Source organism: Streptomyces sp. CG4 (genome assembly GCF_041080655.1).
In the GTDB taxonomy this organism is placed as follows: domain Bacteria; phylum Actinomycetota; class Actinomycetes; order Streptomycetales; family Streptomycetaceae; genus Streptomyces.
The window spans coordinates 2,335,980-2,350,278 of record NZ_CP163525.1 but is presented as its reverse complement, the minus strand read 5'-3'; the positions used below and the strand labels follow the sequence as shown (position 1 = coordinate 2,350,278).

The following is a 14,299-nucleotide window of genomic DNA, read 5'->3' as shown; positions in this document are numbered from 1 at the left end:
GCCAGGCCGTAGGCCTCCCCGCCCCGGATCCAGGCCGTAGGTCTCGCCGCCCCGGATCCAGGCCGTAGGTCTCGCCGCCCCCGCTCAGGGCTGGCTGAGGATCACGCACGACTCTCCGGGGACGTGGAGGAGGCCGTCGGGGCCCGCGGGGTCGACCGGGTCCCAGGCGGCGAGGACCAGCGCGGGGCGGGTGCCCAGGGGGATCGCCGCCGCTTCCTTGCCGAGGTTCACCGCCACGCGTACGTCACCGCGCCGGAAGGCGAGCCAGCGGGACTCCTCGTCGTACGCCACCCGCGTGTCGGCCAGGTCGGGGTCGGTGAGGTCCGGCTGCTCGTGCCGGAGCGCGATCAGCCGCCGGTACCAGGCGAGCACGCGCGCGTGGGGCTCGCTCTCCGGTTCCGACCAGTCCAGGACGGAGCGGTCCCGCGTCGCCGGGTCCTGCGGGTCCGGTACGTCCTCCTCGGCCCAGCCGTGCGCCACGAACTCCCGCCGCCTGCCCCGCCGTACCGCCTCGGCCAGCTCCGGATCGGTGTGGTCGGTGAAGAACTGCCAGGGCGTGCCCGCCGCCCACTCCTCGCCCATGAACAGCATCGGCGTGAACGGCGAGGTCAGCGTCAGCGTCGCCGCGCAGGCCAGCAGCCCGGGGGAGAGGCGGGCGGACAGGCGGTCGCCCTGGGCGCGATTGCCCACCTGGTCGTGGGTCTGGCTGTAGCCGAGCAGCCGGTGCCCGGCCACCCGCGCGCGGTCCAGCGGGCGGCCGTGGTGCCGGCCCCGGAAGCTGGAGTACGTGCCGTCGTGGAAGTAGCCGCCGGTCAGTGTCTTGGCGAGGGCGGCGAAGGGAGCCTCGGCGAAGTCCGCGTAGTAGCCCTGCGACTCGCCGGTCAGCGCGGTGTGCAGGGCGTGGTGGAAGTCGTCGTTCCACTGCGCGTGCAGCCCGAGGCCGTGCTCCGCGCGCGGGGCGATGAGCCGCGGGTCGTTCAGGTCCGACTCGGCGATCAGGAACAGCGGCCGGCCCAGTTCCCCGGCGAGGCCGTCCACGGCCGCCGACAGTTCCTCCAGGAAGTGGTACGCGCGCGTGTCGTGCAGCGCGTGCACCGCGTCCAGCCGCAGCCCGTCGATCCGGTAGTCCCGCAGCCACGCCAGCGCGCTGCCGATGAAGTACGCGCGCACCTCGTCCGAGCCGGGCGCGTCCAGGTTCACCGCCGCACCCCACGGCGTGTGGTGCGTCTCGGTGAAGTACGGCCCGAAGGCGGGCAGGTGATTGCCGGACGGGCCCAGGTGGTTGTGCACGACGTCCAGGACGACACCGAGCCCCCGTTCATGCGCCCGGTCGACGAAGCGTTTCAGCGCCTCCGGGCCGCCGTACGGCTCGTGCACCGCCCACGGCGACACCCCCTCGTAGCCCCAGCCGTGCCGCCCCGGGAACGGACACAGCGGCATCAACTCCACGTGGGTGATGCCCAGTTCCACCAGGTGCTCCAGCCGGGCGGCCGCCGCGTCCAGGGTGCCCTCGGAGGTGTACGTGCCCACGTGCAGCTCGTACAGCACGGCACCCGGCAGCCCCCGCCCCGCCCACCGCGTACGCCACGCGTGGCGCCCGTGGTTCACGACCGCGCTCAGCCCGTCCGGGCCGTCCGGCTGGCGGCGCGAGCGCGGGTCGGGCCGCACCGGACCGTCGTCCAGCGCGAACCCGTACCGGGCACCGTCCCCGGCCTCCGCCTCCCCCGTCCACCAGCCCGCGCGCTCGGGATCGCGCGCCAACGCGCGCGTGGTGCCCTCGCAATGGAGCGTCACTCGGTCTGCCTGCGGTGCCCACACCTCGAACTGCACGGACGGTTCCCCTTCGTCTGTGATGGATCGCCTGCTCACCGTGATGTCCCGCGGTCCCCATCGTGCCCGCCCGGACGATCGATCCGCCTTCGAATATGCCCTTTCCCGGTGGTGTCGTGGGTGTACGCGCGGTTCGGCGCCGATTCCCCGTTTTCTGGACACCCAGGGTTCACTGACCGACAATCACCAGCGTGACGTCGTCTTTCGAGTTCTCCACGTACCCCGCGCGGCTGTCCGACGCGGAGCGTGACAAGGCGCTGCAGGTGCTGCGGGACGGCGTCGCCATGGGCCGGCTCTCGCACGACACGTTCGTGCGCCGCATGGAGCTGGCGCTGGCCGCCCGCCGCAGCGACGAACTGGCCGCCCTCGTCGCCGACCTGCCCCGCGAGAACCGTTTCTCCCGTGCCGTCCTCGGCACCGTCGAGGCCGTCTCGGGGTTCACCGTACGGCTGCGCCGGGCCTGGCAGGCCGAGCGGCTGCCCAAGCTGCTGCTGCCGAACCCCGCGCGCACCCACCCGCTGCGCATCGGCCGCGACCCGGCCAACGGGCTGCGCCTGAACCACGAGACCGTCTCCCGCGTGCACGCCGAACTCAGCCGCCAGGGCGGCATGTGGGTCCTGCGCGACCTCGGTTCCACCAACGGCACCACGGTCAACGGCCGCCGGGTGATCGGCTCGGTCGTCGTCCGCGAGGGCGACCAGGTCGCCTTCGGCCGGATGGCGTTCCGGCTCGCCGTGAGCTGAGCGTCGTCGGCCGGCCCTGCCCGAACTGGCGCTCCCCTGCGCGCGCGTGCCTCCCGATCGGGTGATCAGGTCTGTGGAACGGGGTCCTGTGTGCCGATGCTTCCGTCATGACGTACCTCACCCGAGTGACCTCGGCCGCCGGTGCCCTGCTGGCCTGTGCCGGCCTCTTCGCCGCGGCCCCGGCCCAGGCGGCACCCCGCGCGAGCTTCCCCCTCTCCGACAACTGGCTCTATCTCACCGTCGTCCGCGGTGAGACCCCCCAGTCCGGCGACAAGCACGGCACGCTGCTGCTGTGCGACCCGCTGCCCCTGGGATACGCACGCGCGGCGGAGGCCTGTTCCGAACTCGCGGCAGCGCACGGCGACATCGCACGCATCCCGCAGAAGAAGGAAGTCTTCTGTCAGATGATCTACGCCCCCATGACCGTCCACGCGCACGGGGTGTGGAACGGACAGCCGGTCGACTACGAGAAGACCTACCCCAACAAGTGCACCATGGAGGCACGGACGGGAGCGGTGTTCGACACGGGACACTGACCCCGGCTGGCGGGCGGCGCGGCGCGGCACGGGTCCGGGCGGGGCGGGGGCGGGCAGAGGGGCTCGGCTGGCGCGGGCAGGCGGCACGGGCGGTGCGAAGGCCACGGGCGGTGCGAAGGTCCTACACCATCCGCTCCCGGGCCTGCTGCGCCGCCACCAGCACCGTACGGGACTGGTGCTCCACCTGGTGCTCCAACGGCACCCAGCGGGCCCGGAACCGCGCCGCGAAGGCCTCGCACCAGGTGGCGACGAGCTGCTCCAGGTGCGGCGCCGCCCGGTCGTCCGTCTCCCGCAGCACCCGCAGCAGCATCGCTGCCGCCCGCAGCGGCAGCCGCCGGCCGAAGGCGTCCACACTGCCGACGTACGCCATGGTCGTGGCGGCGGGTGCGGTGTGGGTCCAGTCCTCGGCCAGGCCCGGGATCAGCTCCAACGCCCAGCGCGCCGCCCGCAGCAGCGGACCGTCCACGCCGTCGAGGCGGGGCAGCGCGTCGGTGAACACCCCCTCCACCTCCAGCGCGTCCCGCAGCAGCCGCTGCGCCAGGCGCCGCATCGCCGCCGCCGGTGCCGGGTGCGGCGCCGGGTCGTCCACCAGGTCGCTGGCCCACATCGGCACCTCCACCACGGCCGTCAGACCGCCGTAGCGATGCGCGTGGTACCAGGTGCTGTGCCGTGCGTCGTCCGGCATGCTCGGGTAGGCGGCGCCCGTCTCCGGGCCGGGCATGACATGCACCCCGGGGCCGGAGGCCGGCCAGCCGGCCGCGTCCGAGGCGCCCGTCTCCACCGGGATGTGCAGTTGCGCCGCGGACTTGGCGAACGGTTCGGCCAGCCCCGGCACGTCCCTGGTCAACTGCACCCAGCTGCCGCCCAGATCGGTGCCGTGCAAGGTCACCTGGAGGTAGGGCCGCAGCTCGTCGATGAGCCCGGTCAGCGCCCGGGTCTCGGGCGGCAGCCGGTCCGGCGGCAGCACGGACGGCGACCACTCCGGCTGCTCCGCGCCCGGCGGCCGGTAGAAGCCGAGGTGGTAGTCGAGCAGACTGCGCGGCGCCGGCGTCACATGCAGGCTCGCGCCGTCCGGATCCGCGCACAGCAGGAAGTGCCAGGACGTGTCCGCCCGCAACTCCCGTTCGGCCAGCACGCGTTCGGCGAGCACCCGCAGGGTGGAGCCCCCGGTCGGCTCGTTGGCGTGGGCACCGGCCACCACCAGCACCGCCCGCCGGGCGTGCCCCACCGACAGCAGGTGCAAGGGTCTGCCCGCGCGCGAGACGCCTACCTGCCTGAGCGAACACAGCCCTGGTCCCTGAGCGGCCAACGCCTGTGCGGAGGCGACCAGTTCGGGAACGCTGGGGTAGCGCAGCTCCGGCAGAAGACTCACCCCCGACTTGTTCCGCCCGGCTTCGCCCTCCAAGTCCCGCACGGGAAGGGTGAACTGTCAAGCATCCGGCGGGGGAGGCTACCGGGGGCGCCCGGACACAGGCGCGGGGCGCGCCGCGGGCCGTGCGTGCCGTGGGCTCACTGCTGATGCAGTCCGCGACCCGCGAGGGTCAGGAACACCTCGCCCACCGCCTCCGACAGGGTGGGGTGCGCGTGCACATGCCGGGCCACGTCCGCGGGCTCGGCGTCCCAGCCGACGATCAGCTGGCTCTCGGCAATCATCTCGGACACGTGCAGGCCGGCCACCGGAGCAGCCGAAGCCTTCGTGAACCTCCTGCAAGCCACCTGCGCCGAGCTGGGCGCACTGCCGGAACGGCCGTACGAGCGGTGCCGGCTGGCCACCGGCCCCCGCTGAGCCGCCTGCTCCTCCCCGACCCGCTCCGGCGGCACCACCGGCAGCCGGTCGAAGGGCTCGCAGCCGTAATGCCGTCAGGTGGACCAGGGCGGTGCCGAGGGCGTCGGCTCGGATGGGCGGCCCGGTGTCTTGCGGAACGCGGGCATGCGTTCGCCCGGCGGCGAACGCGGTCACCGCCTCCTCGTACGGCGGCTCCCTCTCCGTCCGGCCGGTGCACATGCCTGCCTCGGCATGGTTGCCCGCGGTCGCAGGAACATCCATGTTTCCGGCGCGGGTGTGCCGGGGCACAGAACTACTCTCAAGGCGGTGCGGCGCGCGGTGTCATCGTGGCTGCGGCAGTTCCGCGGAATCGGGGTTGGGGGCGGCCCGGTGTGAGGTACGTTGCGCCTCCAGGGGTGGGGTAAGTAGGGGGGAGCCGTGGGGACGACGGCGAAGCCACAGCTGTTGTTGGTACACGGGATCGGGGGATCACGCGACGCCGAGGAAGAGCGCCGCGACTGGAAGCGGGCCTTGGCCGAGGGTGCCCGCTCGGCGGGATACCAGAACCACATTTCAGCGTTGACGGCGGACTGGCTCGCGGACAGCCATTTCGCGGACTACAGCGATCTCTTCAGGCGTCGGGGTGCTCAGGGCGCCGCGGCGAACGGGGACGAACTCGACGACGACGCCGCACTGGTGACGCTCGCCCTGGTCGTCGAGTACATCGACACGATGGACGGAGCCGGTCCACCGTCGACGGAGCTGACACGCATTCGTGCGCAGGCCTGCCTCTATCTGGAGTCGGAACCCCGGGACAGGCGTGCTCAGGGACTTCTGTCCCCGGCGCGGCAGGCGGCCGCGGTGTGTGCCGCGTTGGCTCGCGTACCGGGGGTCCAACTGGGGCTGCAACGGGCCAGCGCGGCGCGGTGTCTGTCCATCCTGTCCCAGCCGGGCCGCTATCTGCGACGCAAAGAGCGGACAACCGACGAGAACGGGACCGTCACGACGCTGGACGAGCGGATCCGTCACCGGATCACGCGTGCCCTCGACCCTTCCCGGCCGGCGGTCGTCATCGGCCACTCGCTCGGCTCCGTCGTGGCTTTAGAAGCGCTGGCTTCCTATGCCGGGCAGGTGGAACTGTTCGTCACCGTCGGGGCGCCGATCGCCATGAACGCCTTCATATGGCCGCGCCTTAGCCCGCATCCGCCGGCCGTACCTTCCGGAGTGAAACGCTGGCTCGACGCCTGGGACGGGGATGACCCCGTGGTGCCACTGCGGCGCCTGTGCGACGTCATCCTGCCCAATGAGCACGGGGTGCTTCCCGAGCCCCTGGCGTTGTCGTCGCGAGCCTTCTGGACGCATTCGGCCCTGTCCTACCTTCGGCGACCTGAAATAGCGGGTCCGGTCATGCAGACGCTGACGCGCCTTGGGCAATCCGCCTCATGAGACGTGCTCTGGGAACCGAGTTAAGACATCCCCGGCATGCTCTGGTCGTGGCAACGCAATGCGCGGACGAGGACGAAGAGTTACCGGACCTGGCGGACACCGCCGCGGCACTGCACGCGGTGCTGACCGACCCCGCGCTCGGCGCTTGTGAGTCCAGCCCGGCGCCTCTGGCGTCGGAAGTCCGCTCGGGCCATGCGGCGAGCAGCACTGTGGAAGCGGCGGTCAAAGAGGCGATCATACGTGCCGGCGAGGCTCATGCCGTCCTGGTTCTGGCTTTCATGGGCCATGGACAGTCTCCGCCCGGTTCCAACACCCTCTATTACATGGCCGCCGACACCCAGTGCGAGGACATCACCTCCTCGGTGAACGTGAATCACTTGATTACGTGCGCGGTCGACCGAATGGGCATTCCGGGAGTCATCGTCCTTTTGGACACATGCAGTGCCGGTGCCGGACTTCCCGACTCGGCCGCTCTGCTCGGGGGCTATGCGCAGGGGCGAAAGCGCCTGTCCGTGCTCACGGCATCACAGTCACAACAAGCGGCTTACAACCTGGATTTCACCCGCGAGATCGTCCGGTGGATCAGTGACGGTTTCGACGACACCGACGAGTTCGTGCCGTTGCGCAGATATCGCCTGGCGCTCATGCAAAAGCTCGACCAGCAGGAAGCCGCGGCACTGGACTACGACGGGTCGCTGACCGCGGCCGAGGAAGGGCTGTGGCTGGCGCTGAACGCCCGGTATCACGCGCCGCAGTCCTCCGCTCAGCTCAGCGAGATCGGTGCCCTGGATCTGCGCGCCGCCCTGCGTGTCTGGCCGGAGGCATCGGGACCGTGGCCGTCGGACGGTCAGGTGGACCTGATGGACCTGCGCGAGCGGGCCCGGCACAGCAGCGCACTCGGTGCAGGGCGCGTCGTAGAGGTGACTCATGCGCTCATACAGGCATGCGAAGCGGAGAAATTTGCGACCGGCTGGCCCGGTAGAACATTGTCGACCTTTACAGTTACCCGTGCCATGAAGGAACTCAACAAACGTCGTCGCATCGGAACGAATCCTTTGCGACCTCCCGGTGACTTGCTGGGAGGTGACCTCCTGCGGTACTTCCTGCAGCACGAAGCCCTCAGAGGCATGAGCATGGACGGCATGTTCAATTGCGATCTCGCGCTGGCTCGGTGCATCGTGGCTCTCGCGCAGGTGTGCGGAATGAATCTCGACGACGTATCGCTCGACGACTGGGCGGCCAAGGGTGATTTCGGCGTGGCACTCAATGACGCGCGTGAAGAAGTCCGAGCAGCGCAGGAAGAGCAGCAGGCCAGTGCCGTGATCAGTTTGCATGCGGCGCGACTGGACTGGCCGGAATCCGTCTCGGCCTGGGTTCGGCACGGCAGTGGATGTTCCGCCCCGCGGCACTTTTCCTGCGGCCCCACTCAGGCCGGTGTGGAACAGGTGCTGCCCGAAGTGGTGCACTGGGCCGAGGATCAGCTCCCGGCGGGGGTGCGCCTCGGGCATATCGACATCGTCGTTCCGGCATCGCTGTTCCCGCATTGGCGGCCCGAGGAGATCAAGGTCGGTCTCTACCGGCTCGGTGTCGATCGCAGCGTCACATTGCGCTGGTCGGACCGGCTCCTGGAACCCAGGCATCTGAGAGGCATGAACGACCTCGCCCAACGTCAACTCGACGTGTGCAGCGCCGATGCCTTCAGCGACGTCGCGCCCATCGACTGGCTCGGTATGCAGCAGGTAGAGGACATCGAGCGACTGACGGATGCCTTGGCAATGGGGCGCTACCCTCGGGCCATCGGTGTCTGTGAACGCGACCAGAGCTTTCCTGTGCTCCTGCAGACATTGCTGCCGTATACGCCGGTCCTCCTCTGGCCGGCGGACGAGCAGACAATCCTTTGTGAACCGCTGGCGGAGTTGGTCCGTAACTGGGAACGACTGCCCGCTGAGTTCACACACGCCTACCGATGGCGCTGGTGCAAGGAGCACGGCGCCACCCAGGGGGTGATCGAGGACTGTGATCACACGAGCTGGGCCGAACTCGCCCTGCTGCGCGCGGCATGGCACGACAAGCCCTGGCTTGAATTCTGCCGCTGGTTCCAGACGAGTGCGGCACCGGCCGCGAGGAGTGTGTGATGGCTTGGAACAGCTTTTATCGAGGCACCGGCGAACCGCATGACACCGAACTGCCGCCCCCTCCACCTTGGCGGACCTTTCCGCGCCACTCCGCCCCGCGCACTTTCCAGCCGCCGAAGGGGCTGCCCGACGCCGTGAACGCGGCGCTCTTCCTGCACCGGCCACTGCTGATCACCGGTCCGGCCGGCAGCGGGAAGTCGTCAGTGATCGAGCAAGTGGCGGACGAGTTGCACCTCGGTCCGGTGCTGCGCTGGCACATCACCTCCCGCAGCACGCTGTCGGACGCTCTCTATCGCTACGACGCCCTGGGGCACATTCACACCCTGCGTCTTGCCCAGTCGATGGCGAAGGCCGACCCCGTCGAGGACGACATCGCGCAGTTCCTCCAACTCGGCCCGCTGGGCACCGCGCTGCTGCCGGGCGGCGACCGGCCTCGTGCGCTCCTGATCGATGAAATCGACAAGAGCGATCTCGACCTGCCCAGCGACCTGCTCGATGTCCTGGAACGAGGTCAGTACGAGATCCCGGAACTCGTGCGGCACGCCCGCAAGGAGGTGGAGATCAAACGATGGCGCGGGGACGGCGAGGACCCGTCGGGAGACTCCGAGCCCTACCCGGTCGTCAACGGCCAGGTCAGCTGCGACCGTTTCCCCTTCATCGTGATGACCAGCAATGGCGAACGGGAGTTCCCCGCCCCGTTCCTGCGCCGTTGCATCCGGTACGACATGCCCGCGATGACGCCCGACCTGTTGCGGGCCGCAGTGGCCGCACATCTCGAACTGGCCGTGAGCGAAGAAGCCGAGGCCCTCATCGAGGAGTTCGTGCACCGGATCGCCATGGGGGAGGCCCTCGCCGTGGACCAGCTCCTCAACGCGGTCAAGCTCATCACCGACAGCAACGCCCCGATCGAGGCTCAGCGCGACAGGCTGCTCGGCCTGCTCCTACGGGATCTGTCCAGTGCCTGAGCCGCTCGGGCGGGCCCTCGACGCCCTCATCGCCTGCCTGGACCAGGACGTCGACGCACGCACTCTGGCCGACGCCCTGTGGCTGGCTGCGGCTTCGTCGTCGTCGGCTGACCCCACGGCGCGCGCTGACCAGCGGCCGGATGCCCGAGAGGGCACCGCACAGGTCGCCGACGCCCCCACGAAGCCCGAACCGGAGCCTCAGGGCGCCGGCCCTTCCACCCGCCCCTCCGGCCCGGCGACCAAGCGGGTCCGCTCCTACCCGCTGTACGAGGAGTTCGAGGACATCTCCACCCCACTGTCCGGACCGTCCGTGTCCGTCGCGGCCGGGCGGGCCCTGTCGCAGACGGTGGAACTGGGACGCTCGCTACGCCCTTTCATGCGCCGCTACCCGCGGGGCCGGCAAACAGGGCTCGACATGCAAGCCACCATCGATTCCTACGCTCGTGGTGGTGAACTCATGCCGGTTCTCGCCCCGTTGCCGGAGCCGTGGTTCGACGTCGTAGTCGTGACCGACACTCATTTGACGACCGAGGTATGGCACGGCGCCATTGAGGAATTCATCAATCTGCTGGGAAACACGGGTGCCTTCCGCCACGTCCGTCGCTGGCATCTGACCACCGACGGACACGATCCCTATGTGACGGACGCACGAGGCCATTTCGTCAACGCAGTGCATGCGGCGGGTCCGGAGAACCGCCGTCTGTTCCTGATCATGTCCGACTGCACCGCGCCGGCCTGGTACGAGTCCGCGGTGTGGCAACTGTTGCGCCAGTGGGCCATGCGGGCTCCGCTGTCCATCGCCAATCCGCTTCCTTCAAGGCTCTGGCACCGAACCGCCCTCGACCTGCCTGCAGTGCATGTCCGCAACCGGATTCCAGGCAGCAGCAACGCGGCCCTGCGGGTGAAGCTTCCCCCACACTTGAAATGGGTGGTGAACCTCCGCGAGCCCTATATGGCCATTCCCACCCTCACCCTGACCGCCCACTCCCTGCAACGCTGGGCTCACGGGTTCGTCCGTGGCGCACCCGAGGGCTATGAGGCCGTTCTCGTCGGCCCTTACGGACACGCCACCTCGCCTTTCCTGCGCTTCAGCAGAGATATGACCGAGGCCGAGAGCGCTGAAGCTGCCGAGAACGCCGTGCAGGCATTCATGAACACGGCCGAGCCCGCGGCCGTGCGCCTGGCGGCCCTGTGCTCTCCGTTCCGTCGACTCAGCCTCCCGTTGTTGCAGCTCATCCGGCAGGAAGTCATCCGGGACGCCACGAACTCCGACGTCGCCGAGTTGCTGACCAGTAGCCTGCTGAACGTCGACACCTCGGGCACGGGACCGCCCGTGATCACTTTCACCGATCAGGCCCGCGCTCGACTGTCCTGCCTGGTCAGCCGGCACGATGCATGGCGCACCTATGAGACGCTCAGCCGCTATATCGCGCAGCGAACACGCCTGCCCGCACAGAGTCTCGACGCGATCGCGGCTTTCCCTGCCGATCGACTGCCTGAGGAACTGCAGCCCTTCGCCCATGCCTCACAGGAGCTGCTCAAGGCCCTGCGAAAAGGGGCGGCCAATCTGCATATGACGCACCAGGCGATCGGGGCCGACCGCCCACAAGAGCAGCACGTGCAGCACAGGGAAGCCTACTCGGAGGCGTTCTCCGAAGAGGCGTTCCCCGAATCTCCATCGCTTCGTGATCCACTCGTCGAGCAGGAATTCGGCCGCCTGCGTGGCGAGTTGTGGGAGGAAGCCGTTACCGATCAGTTCGGTGCGCACAGCCGTCAGGCGGCGGATCAGGTCCTCAGAGCCTTCCTCTACTTCCTCACAGACTGCCTCACCAGTCCGGAGGGAGAGCTGCGGTCCACGGAACTGCACACCTTCACCGCCCACCTGGCTCGCTTCGCGGAACTGTGCGGCGTTGTCGTCGAAGCGGGTACGGACCCCGCCTTCATGCTCCGTGCCAGTGCTCCCGGCATCGATGACAGCGTCACCGTGCTGGGGGAAATCTTCACCTTTGGCAGCCAATTCTCGCGCCCGCAGAGTTCGACCGACGCCGCCCCTGACGCCCGTGCCGGATTGCGGGTCGCTCCGTTCGCCATTCTCATCACCTTCTTGGAAGGCGGTGGTCACAGCGGTCCGGACGTACTCGGCAACTGTGTCGCCGTCGCCCGCAGCCGCACCGCCAAGGTGGTCGTCCTTCGCTTCCCGACCTGGCTCTCATCCCCGTCCTGAGCATGCGACCGGCCCGCACGACCCGGCGTTCCTCACTCCGCCCCGACGCGCTCCAGCAGCACCACCGGCAGCCGGTCGAAAAGTTCCGTCACGCGTGCGTGCCCCGTGAACTCCCGGCCCTCGGTGAGCACGTCCGACCACCGGCCCGACGGCAGCTCCAGCCGGGTCTCCCGCCAGCCGCCGGCCTCCGCGAGCCGCAGCGACAGCCGGGTCACCGCCGTCACCACCGCACCGGAGCGCGCGAACGCCACACAGTGGCCCGCCGCCGGGCCGTCGGCGGCCAGCGGCTCGTACGACGCCGCGGCACCGAAGGCGTCGGGGCGCCGGGCCCGCAGCCGTAGCGCCGCCGCCGTCAGCGCGTCCTTCTCGCCGGGCACCTCGGGCGGGAACGCGACCGGCCGGCGGTTGTCCGGGTCCACCAGCGTCCGGTACTCGCCCTCCGTGCCCTGATACAGGTCCGGCACCCCCGGCATCGTCAGGTGGACCAGGGCGGTGCCGAGGACGTTGGCCCGGATGTGCGGCTCCAGCGTCTTGCGGAACGCCGCCACGCGCTCGCCCGGCGGCCCGCACGGACCGGCGGCGACGAACGCGGCCACCGCCTCCTCGTACGGCGGCTCCTGCTCCGTCCAGCTGGTGTACATGCCCGCCTCGCGCACATGCTTCAGCAGCGCCTGCCGGACCCGCTCCTCCTCGGCGGGCCCCAGCCCGAACACCGTCTGCCAGGCCGCCCAGGCCAACTGCCCGTCCGGCACGCCCAGGTCCTCGCCGGAGCGGGTCACCCCGGCCAGCAACTCCGCCCACCGGTCCGGGCATTCGGTGAGCACGGCCAGTGCGGCGCGGACGTCGGCGCTGCGCTTGGTGTCGTGCGTGGAGACCACCGTGCCCGTGACCGGCCAATCACGCTGCACGCGCGCGCAGTACGCGTGGAAGTCCTCCGGGGACACCCCCGGCCGGCCCGGATCGCCGCCCACCTCGGTCGCCGACAGCAGCGGCACATAGCGGTAGAAGGCCGTGTCCTCCACCGACTTGGCGCGCAGCGCCGACGCGGTCTGCGCGAACCGGGTGCGGAACTCCGCGCGGTCGGCGTGGTCCGGCGCCGACGCGTCACCGGGCGGCTCGACCAGCAACCCGCGCACGATGCCGACGGCCGCCGCCTCCTCGGGCACCACGAACGCGAGCCGGGCCTCCTCGGCGGCCTCCTCGGTGACCACGGTGGCGGCGTCACCGGAGTCGTACGGCCGGTACACCCGCATCCGCACCAGTAGCTCCTCCACGGCCGTACGCAGCGCCCAGGGAGCCCGGTCGCGCAGCGCGAGGTCCGGCGCGGACGCGCACAGCCGGGTGGCGACCCGGGTGAGCCGGTCGGCCTCGGCGGCCAGCTCGTGCGTGAGCACCTTGTAGGCGGCGCGCCGTACCGTCGCGTCCCAGTTCCCGCCCCGGTCCGGCTGCGGGGCCGCGAACGCCCGGTACCGGCCCAGCAGTTCGTACGCCCCCGTCCGGTCCGTGAACAGGCCGTCGACCTGGCGCAGGGCGTCGTAGCCGGTGGTGCCCGCGACGGGCCAGGACCGCGGCAGCCGCTCGTCGTCGGCGAGGATCTTCTCCACCACCGTCCAGCGCCCGCCGGTCGCCTCGTGCAGCCGCGCGAGGTAGCCGTCGGGGTCGGCGAGCCCGTCGGGATGGTCGACGCGCAGCCCGTCGAGCACGCCCTCGTCCAGCAGTTGGAGGATCTTGGCATGGGTGGCGTCGAACACCTCGGGATCCTCCACGCGCACCCCGATCAGCTCCGAGATGCTGAAGAACCGCCGGTAGTTCAGCTCGGTACGGGCCAGCCGCCACCACACCGGGCGGTACCACTGGGCGTCCAGCAGCTTTGGCAGCGGCAGCCGGGCCGTGCCGGCGCGCAGCGGGAAGGCGTGCTCGTGGTAGCGCAGCACGTCACCGTCGACCACGAGGTGCTCCACCTGTGAGCCGACCGGACCGCCGAGCACCGGCAGCAGCACCCGCCCCTCCTGCGCCTCCCAGTCGATGTCGAACCAGCGCGCGTACGGCGAGCCGGGCCCCTCGCGCAGCACCTCCCACAGGGCGTGGTTGTGCCGGGGCACCATCGCCATGTGGTTCGGCACGATGTCGGCCACCAGGCCCAGACCGTGCTCCCGCGCGGTCCGCGCCAGCGACCGCAGGCCCTCCTCGCCGCCCAGTTCCGCGCGCACGCGCGCGTGATCCACGACGTCGTAGCCGTGCGTGGAGCCGGGCACCGCCTCCAGGACGGGGGACAGGTGCAGGTGCGAGACTCCGAGCGACGCCAGGTACGGTACGGCCGCGGCCGCGGCGGCGAACGGGAACGCGGGCTGGAGCTGCAGCCGGTAGGTGGCCGTGGGCACCCCCGGTCCGGGTCGTACAGACGTCATGGAGACCTACGTACCCAACCCGCCGCCTTTCGCGTCATCGGTCCCTGCGTGCACCCACGCACGCGTGCCTGGCTTCGAGTGAGGGAGACCACGGGGGCCATCCAGTTCGCCAGCGTGCTGCTCGCCGCCCGGAAGTGCGGCTCCCTGTCCGCCGAGGGGCTGACCGGCGGGGCCCTCGCGTTCGGCCAGGTGGCCTGCGGGCCGCTCGTGGGGCGGCCCGCCGACCGGCACGGGCAGCGCACGGTCG

The 14,299-nt window shown here is 70.5% G+C and carries 10 protein-coding genes; 6 read left to right on the top strand and 4 right to left on the bottom strand.

The window, feature by feature from the left end:
* Positions 1–84: 84 nt before the first annotated feature.
* The gene (treZ, locus tag AB5L52_RS10720; protein WP_369363614.1) at positions 85–1,830 is read right to left on the bottom strand and encodes a malto-oligosyltrehalose trehalohydrolase; all 1,746 of its coding nucleotides are present in this window, start codon (positions 1,828–1,830) and stop codon (positions 85–87) included.
* A 191-nt stretch (positions 1,831–2,021) separates the two neighbouring features.
* On the opposite strand from treZ, the gene AB5L52_RS10715 reads away from it, so the two are divergent.
* Both AB5L52_RS10715 and AB5L52_RS10710 read left to right on the top strand, forming a co-directional pair.
* Complete coding sequence (locus tag AB5L52_RS10715; RefSeq protein WP_351569299.1) at positions 2,022–2,573, top strand: DUF1707 and FHA domain-containing protein; 552 nt, start codon at positions 2,022–2,024, stop codon at positions 2,571–2,573.
* A 107-nt stretch (positions 2,574–2,680) separates the two neighbouring features.
* Positions 2,681–3,109: a subtilase-type protease inhibitor gene (locus AB5L52_RS10710; protein WP_351015238.1), complete on the top strand. Its 429-nt coding sequence runs from the start codon at positions 2,681–2,683 to the stop codon at positions 3,107–3,109.
* A gap of 121 nt (positions 3,110–3,230) precedes the next feature.
* Here AB5L52_RS10710 and AB5L52_RS10705 read toward each other — a convergent pair whose 3' ends face one another.
* Together AB5L52_RS10705 and AB5L52_RS10700 are read right to left on the bottom strand one after the other, a co-directional pair.
* A complete protein-coding gene (locus AB5L52_RS10705; RefSeq protein ID WP_351015235.1) occupies positions 3,231–4,481 on the bottom strand; it encodes a M14 family zinc carboxypeptidase in 1,251 nt (416 codons plus the stop codon).
* Positions 4,482–4,618: 137 nt separating this feature from the next.
* Positions 4,619–4,825, bottom strand: coding sequence for a hypothetical protein (locus AB5L52_RS10700; protein WP_369363611.1), 207 nt, complete (start codon positions 4,823–4,825; stop codon positions 4,619–4,621).
* A 487-nt stretch (positions 4,826–5,312) separates the two neighbouring features.
* On the opposite strand from AB5L52_RS10700, the gene AB5L52_RS10695 reads away from it, so the two are divergent.
* Genes AB5L52_RS10695 through AB5L52_RS10680 form a run of 4 tightly spaced genes read left to right on the top strand, consistent with a single transcriptional unit; the run spans position 5,313 to position 11,644 of the window.
* A complete protein-coding gene (locus tag AB5L52_RS10695) occupies positions 5,313–6,320 on the top strand; it encodes an alpha/beta fold hydrolase (protein ID WP_369363609.1) in 1,008 nt (335 codons plus the stop codon).
* 47 nt (positions 6,321–6,367) lie between these two features.
* The gene (locus AB5L52_RS10690) at positions 6,368–8,455 is read left to right on the top strand and encodes a hypothetical protein (RefSeq protein WP_369363608.1); all 2,088 of its coding nucleotides are present in this window, start codon (positions 6,368–6,370) and stop codon (positions 8,453–8,455) included.
* Positions 8,455–9,420 carry an AAA family ATPase gene (locus AB5L52_RS10685; protein WP_351015223.1) on the top strand — a complete coding sequence of 322 codons (966 nt, stop codon included), beginning with the start codon at positions 8,455–8,457 and terminating at the stop codon, positions 9,418–9,420. Before AB5L52_RS10690 ends, AB5L52_RS10685 begins: the two co-directional genes overlap by 1 nt.
* Positions 9,413–11,644, top strand: a complete 2,232-nt coding sequence (locus AB5L52_RS10680) for an SAV_2336 N-terminal domain-related protein (RefSeq protein ID WP_369363606.1) — start codon at positions 9,413–9,415, stop codon at positions 11,642–11,644. The genes AB5L52_RS10685 and AB5L52_RS10680 overlap by 8 nt, the downstream gene beginning before the upstream one ends.
* 32 nt (positions 11,645–11,676) lie before the next feature.
* Here AB5L52_RS10680 and treY read toward each other — a convergent pair whose 3' ends face one another.
* Positions 11,677–14,052, bottom strand: coding sequence for a malto-oligosyltrehalose synthase (gene treY / locus AB5L52_RS10675; RefSeq protein ID WP_369363604.1), 2,376 nt, complete (start codon positions 14,050–14,052; stop codon positions 11,677–11,679).
* Positions 14,053–14,299: the final 247 nt, after the last annotated feature.

Excerpts from the sequence above, each read along its gene's own strand:
- AB5L52_RS10710 (WP_351015238.1), top strand. The coding sequence starts at position 2,681 with ATGACGTACCTCACCCGAGTGACCTCGGCCGCCGGTGCCCTGCTGGCC.
- AB5L52_RS10685 (WP_351015223.1), top strand. The coding sequence starts at position 8,455 with ATGGCTTGGAACAGCTTTTATCGAGGCACCGGCGAACCGCATGACACC.
- treY (WP_369363604.1), bottom strand. The coding sequence starts at position 14,052 with ATGACGTCTGTACGACCCGGACCGGGGGTGCCCACGGCCACCTACCGG.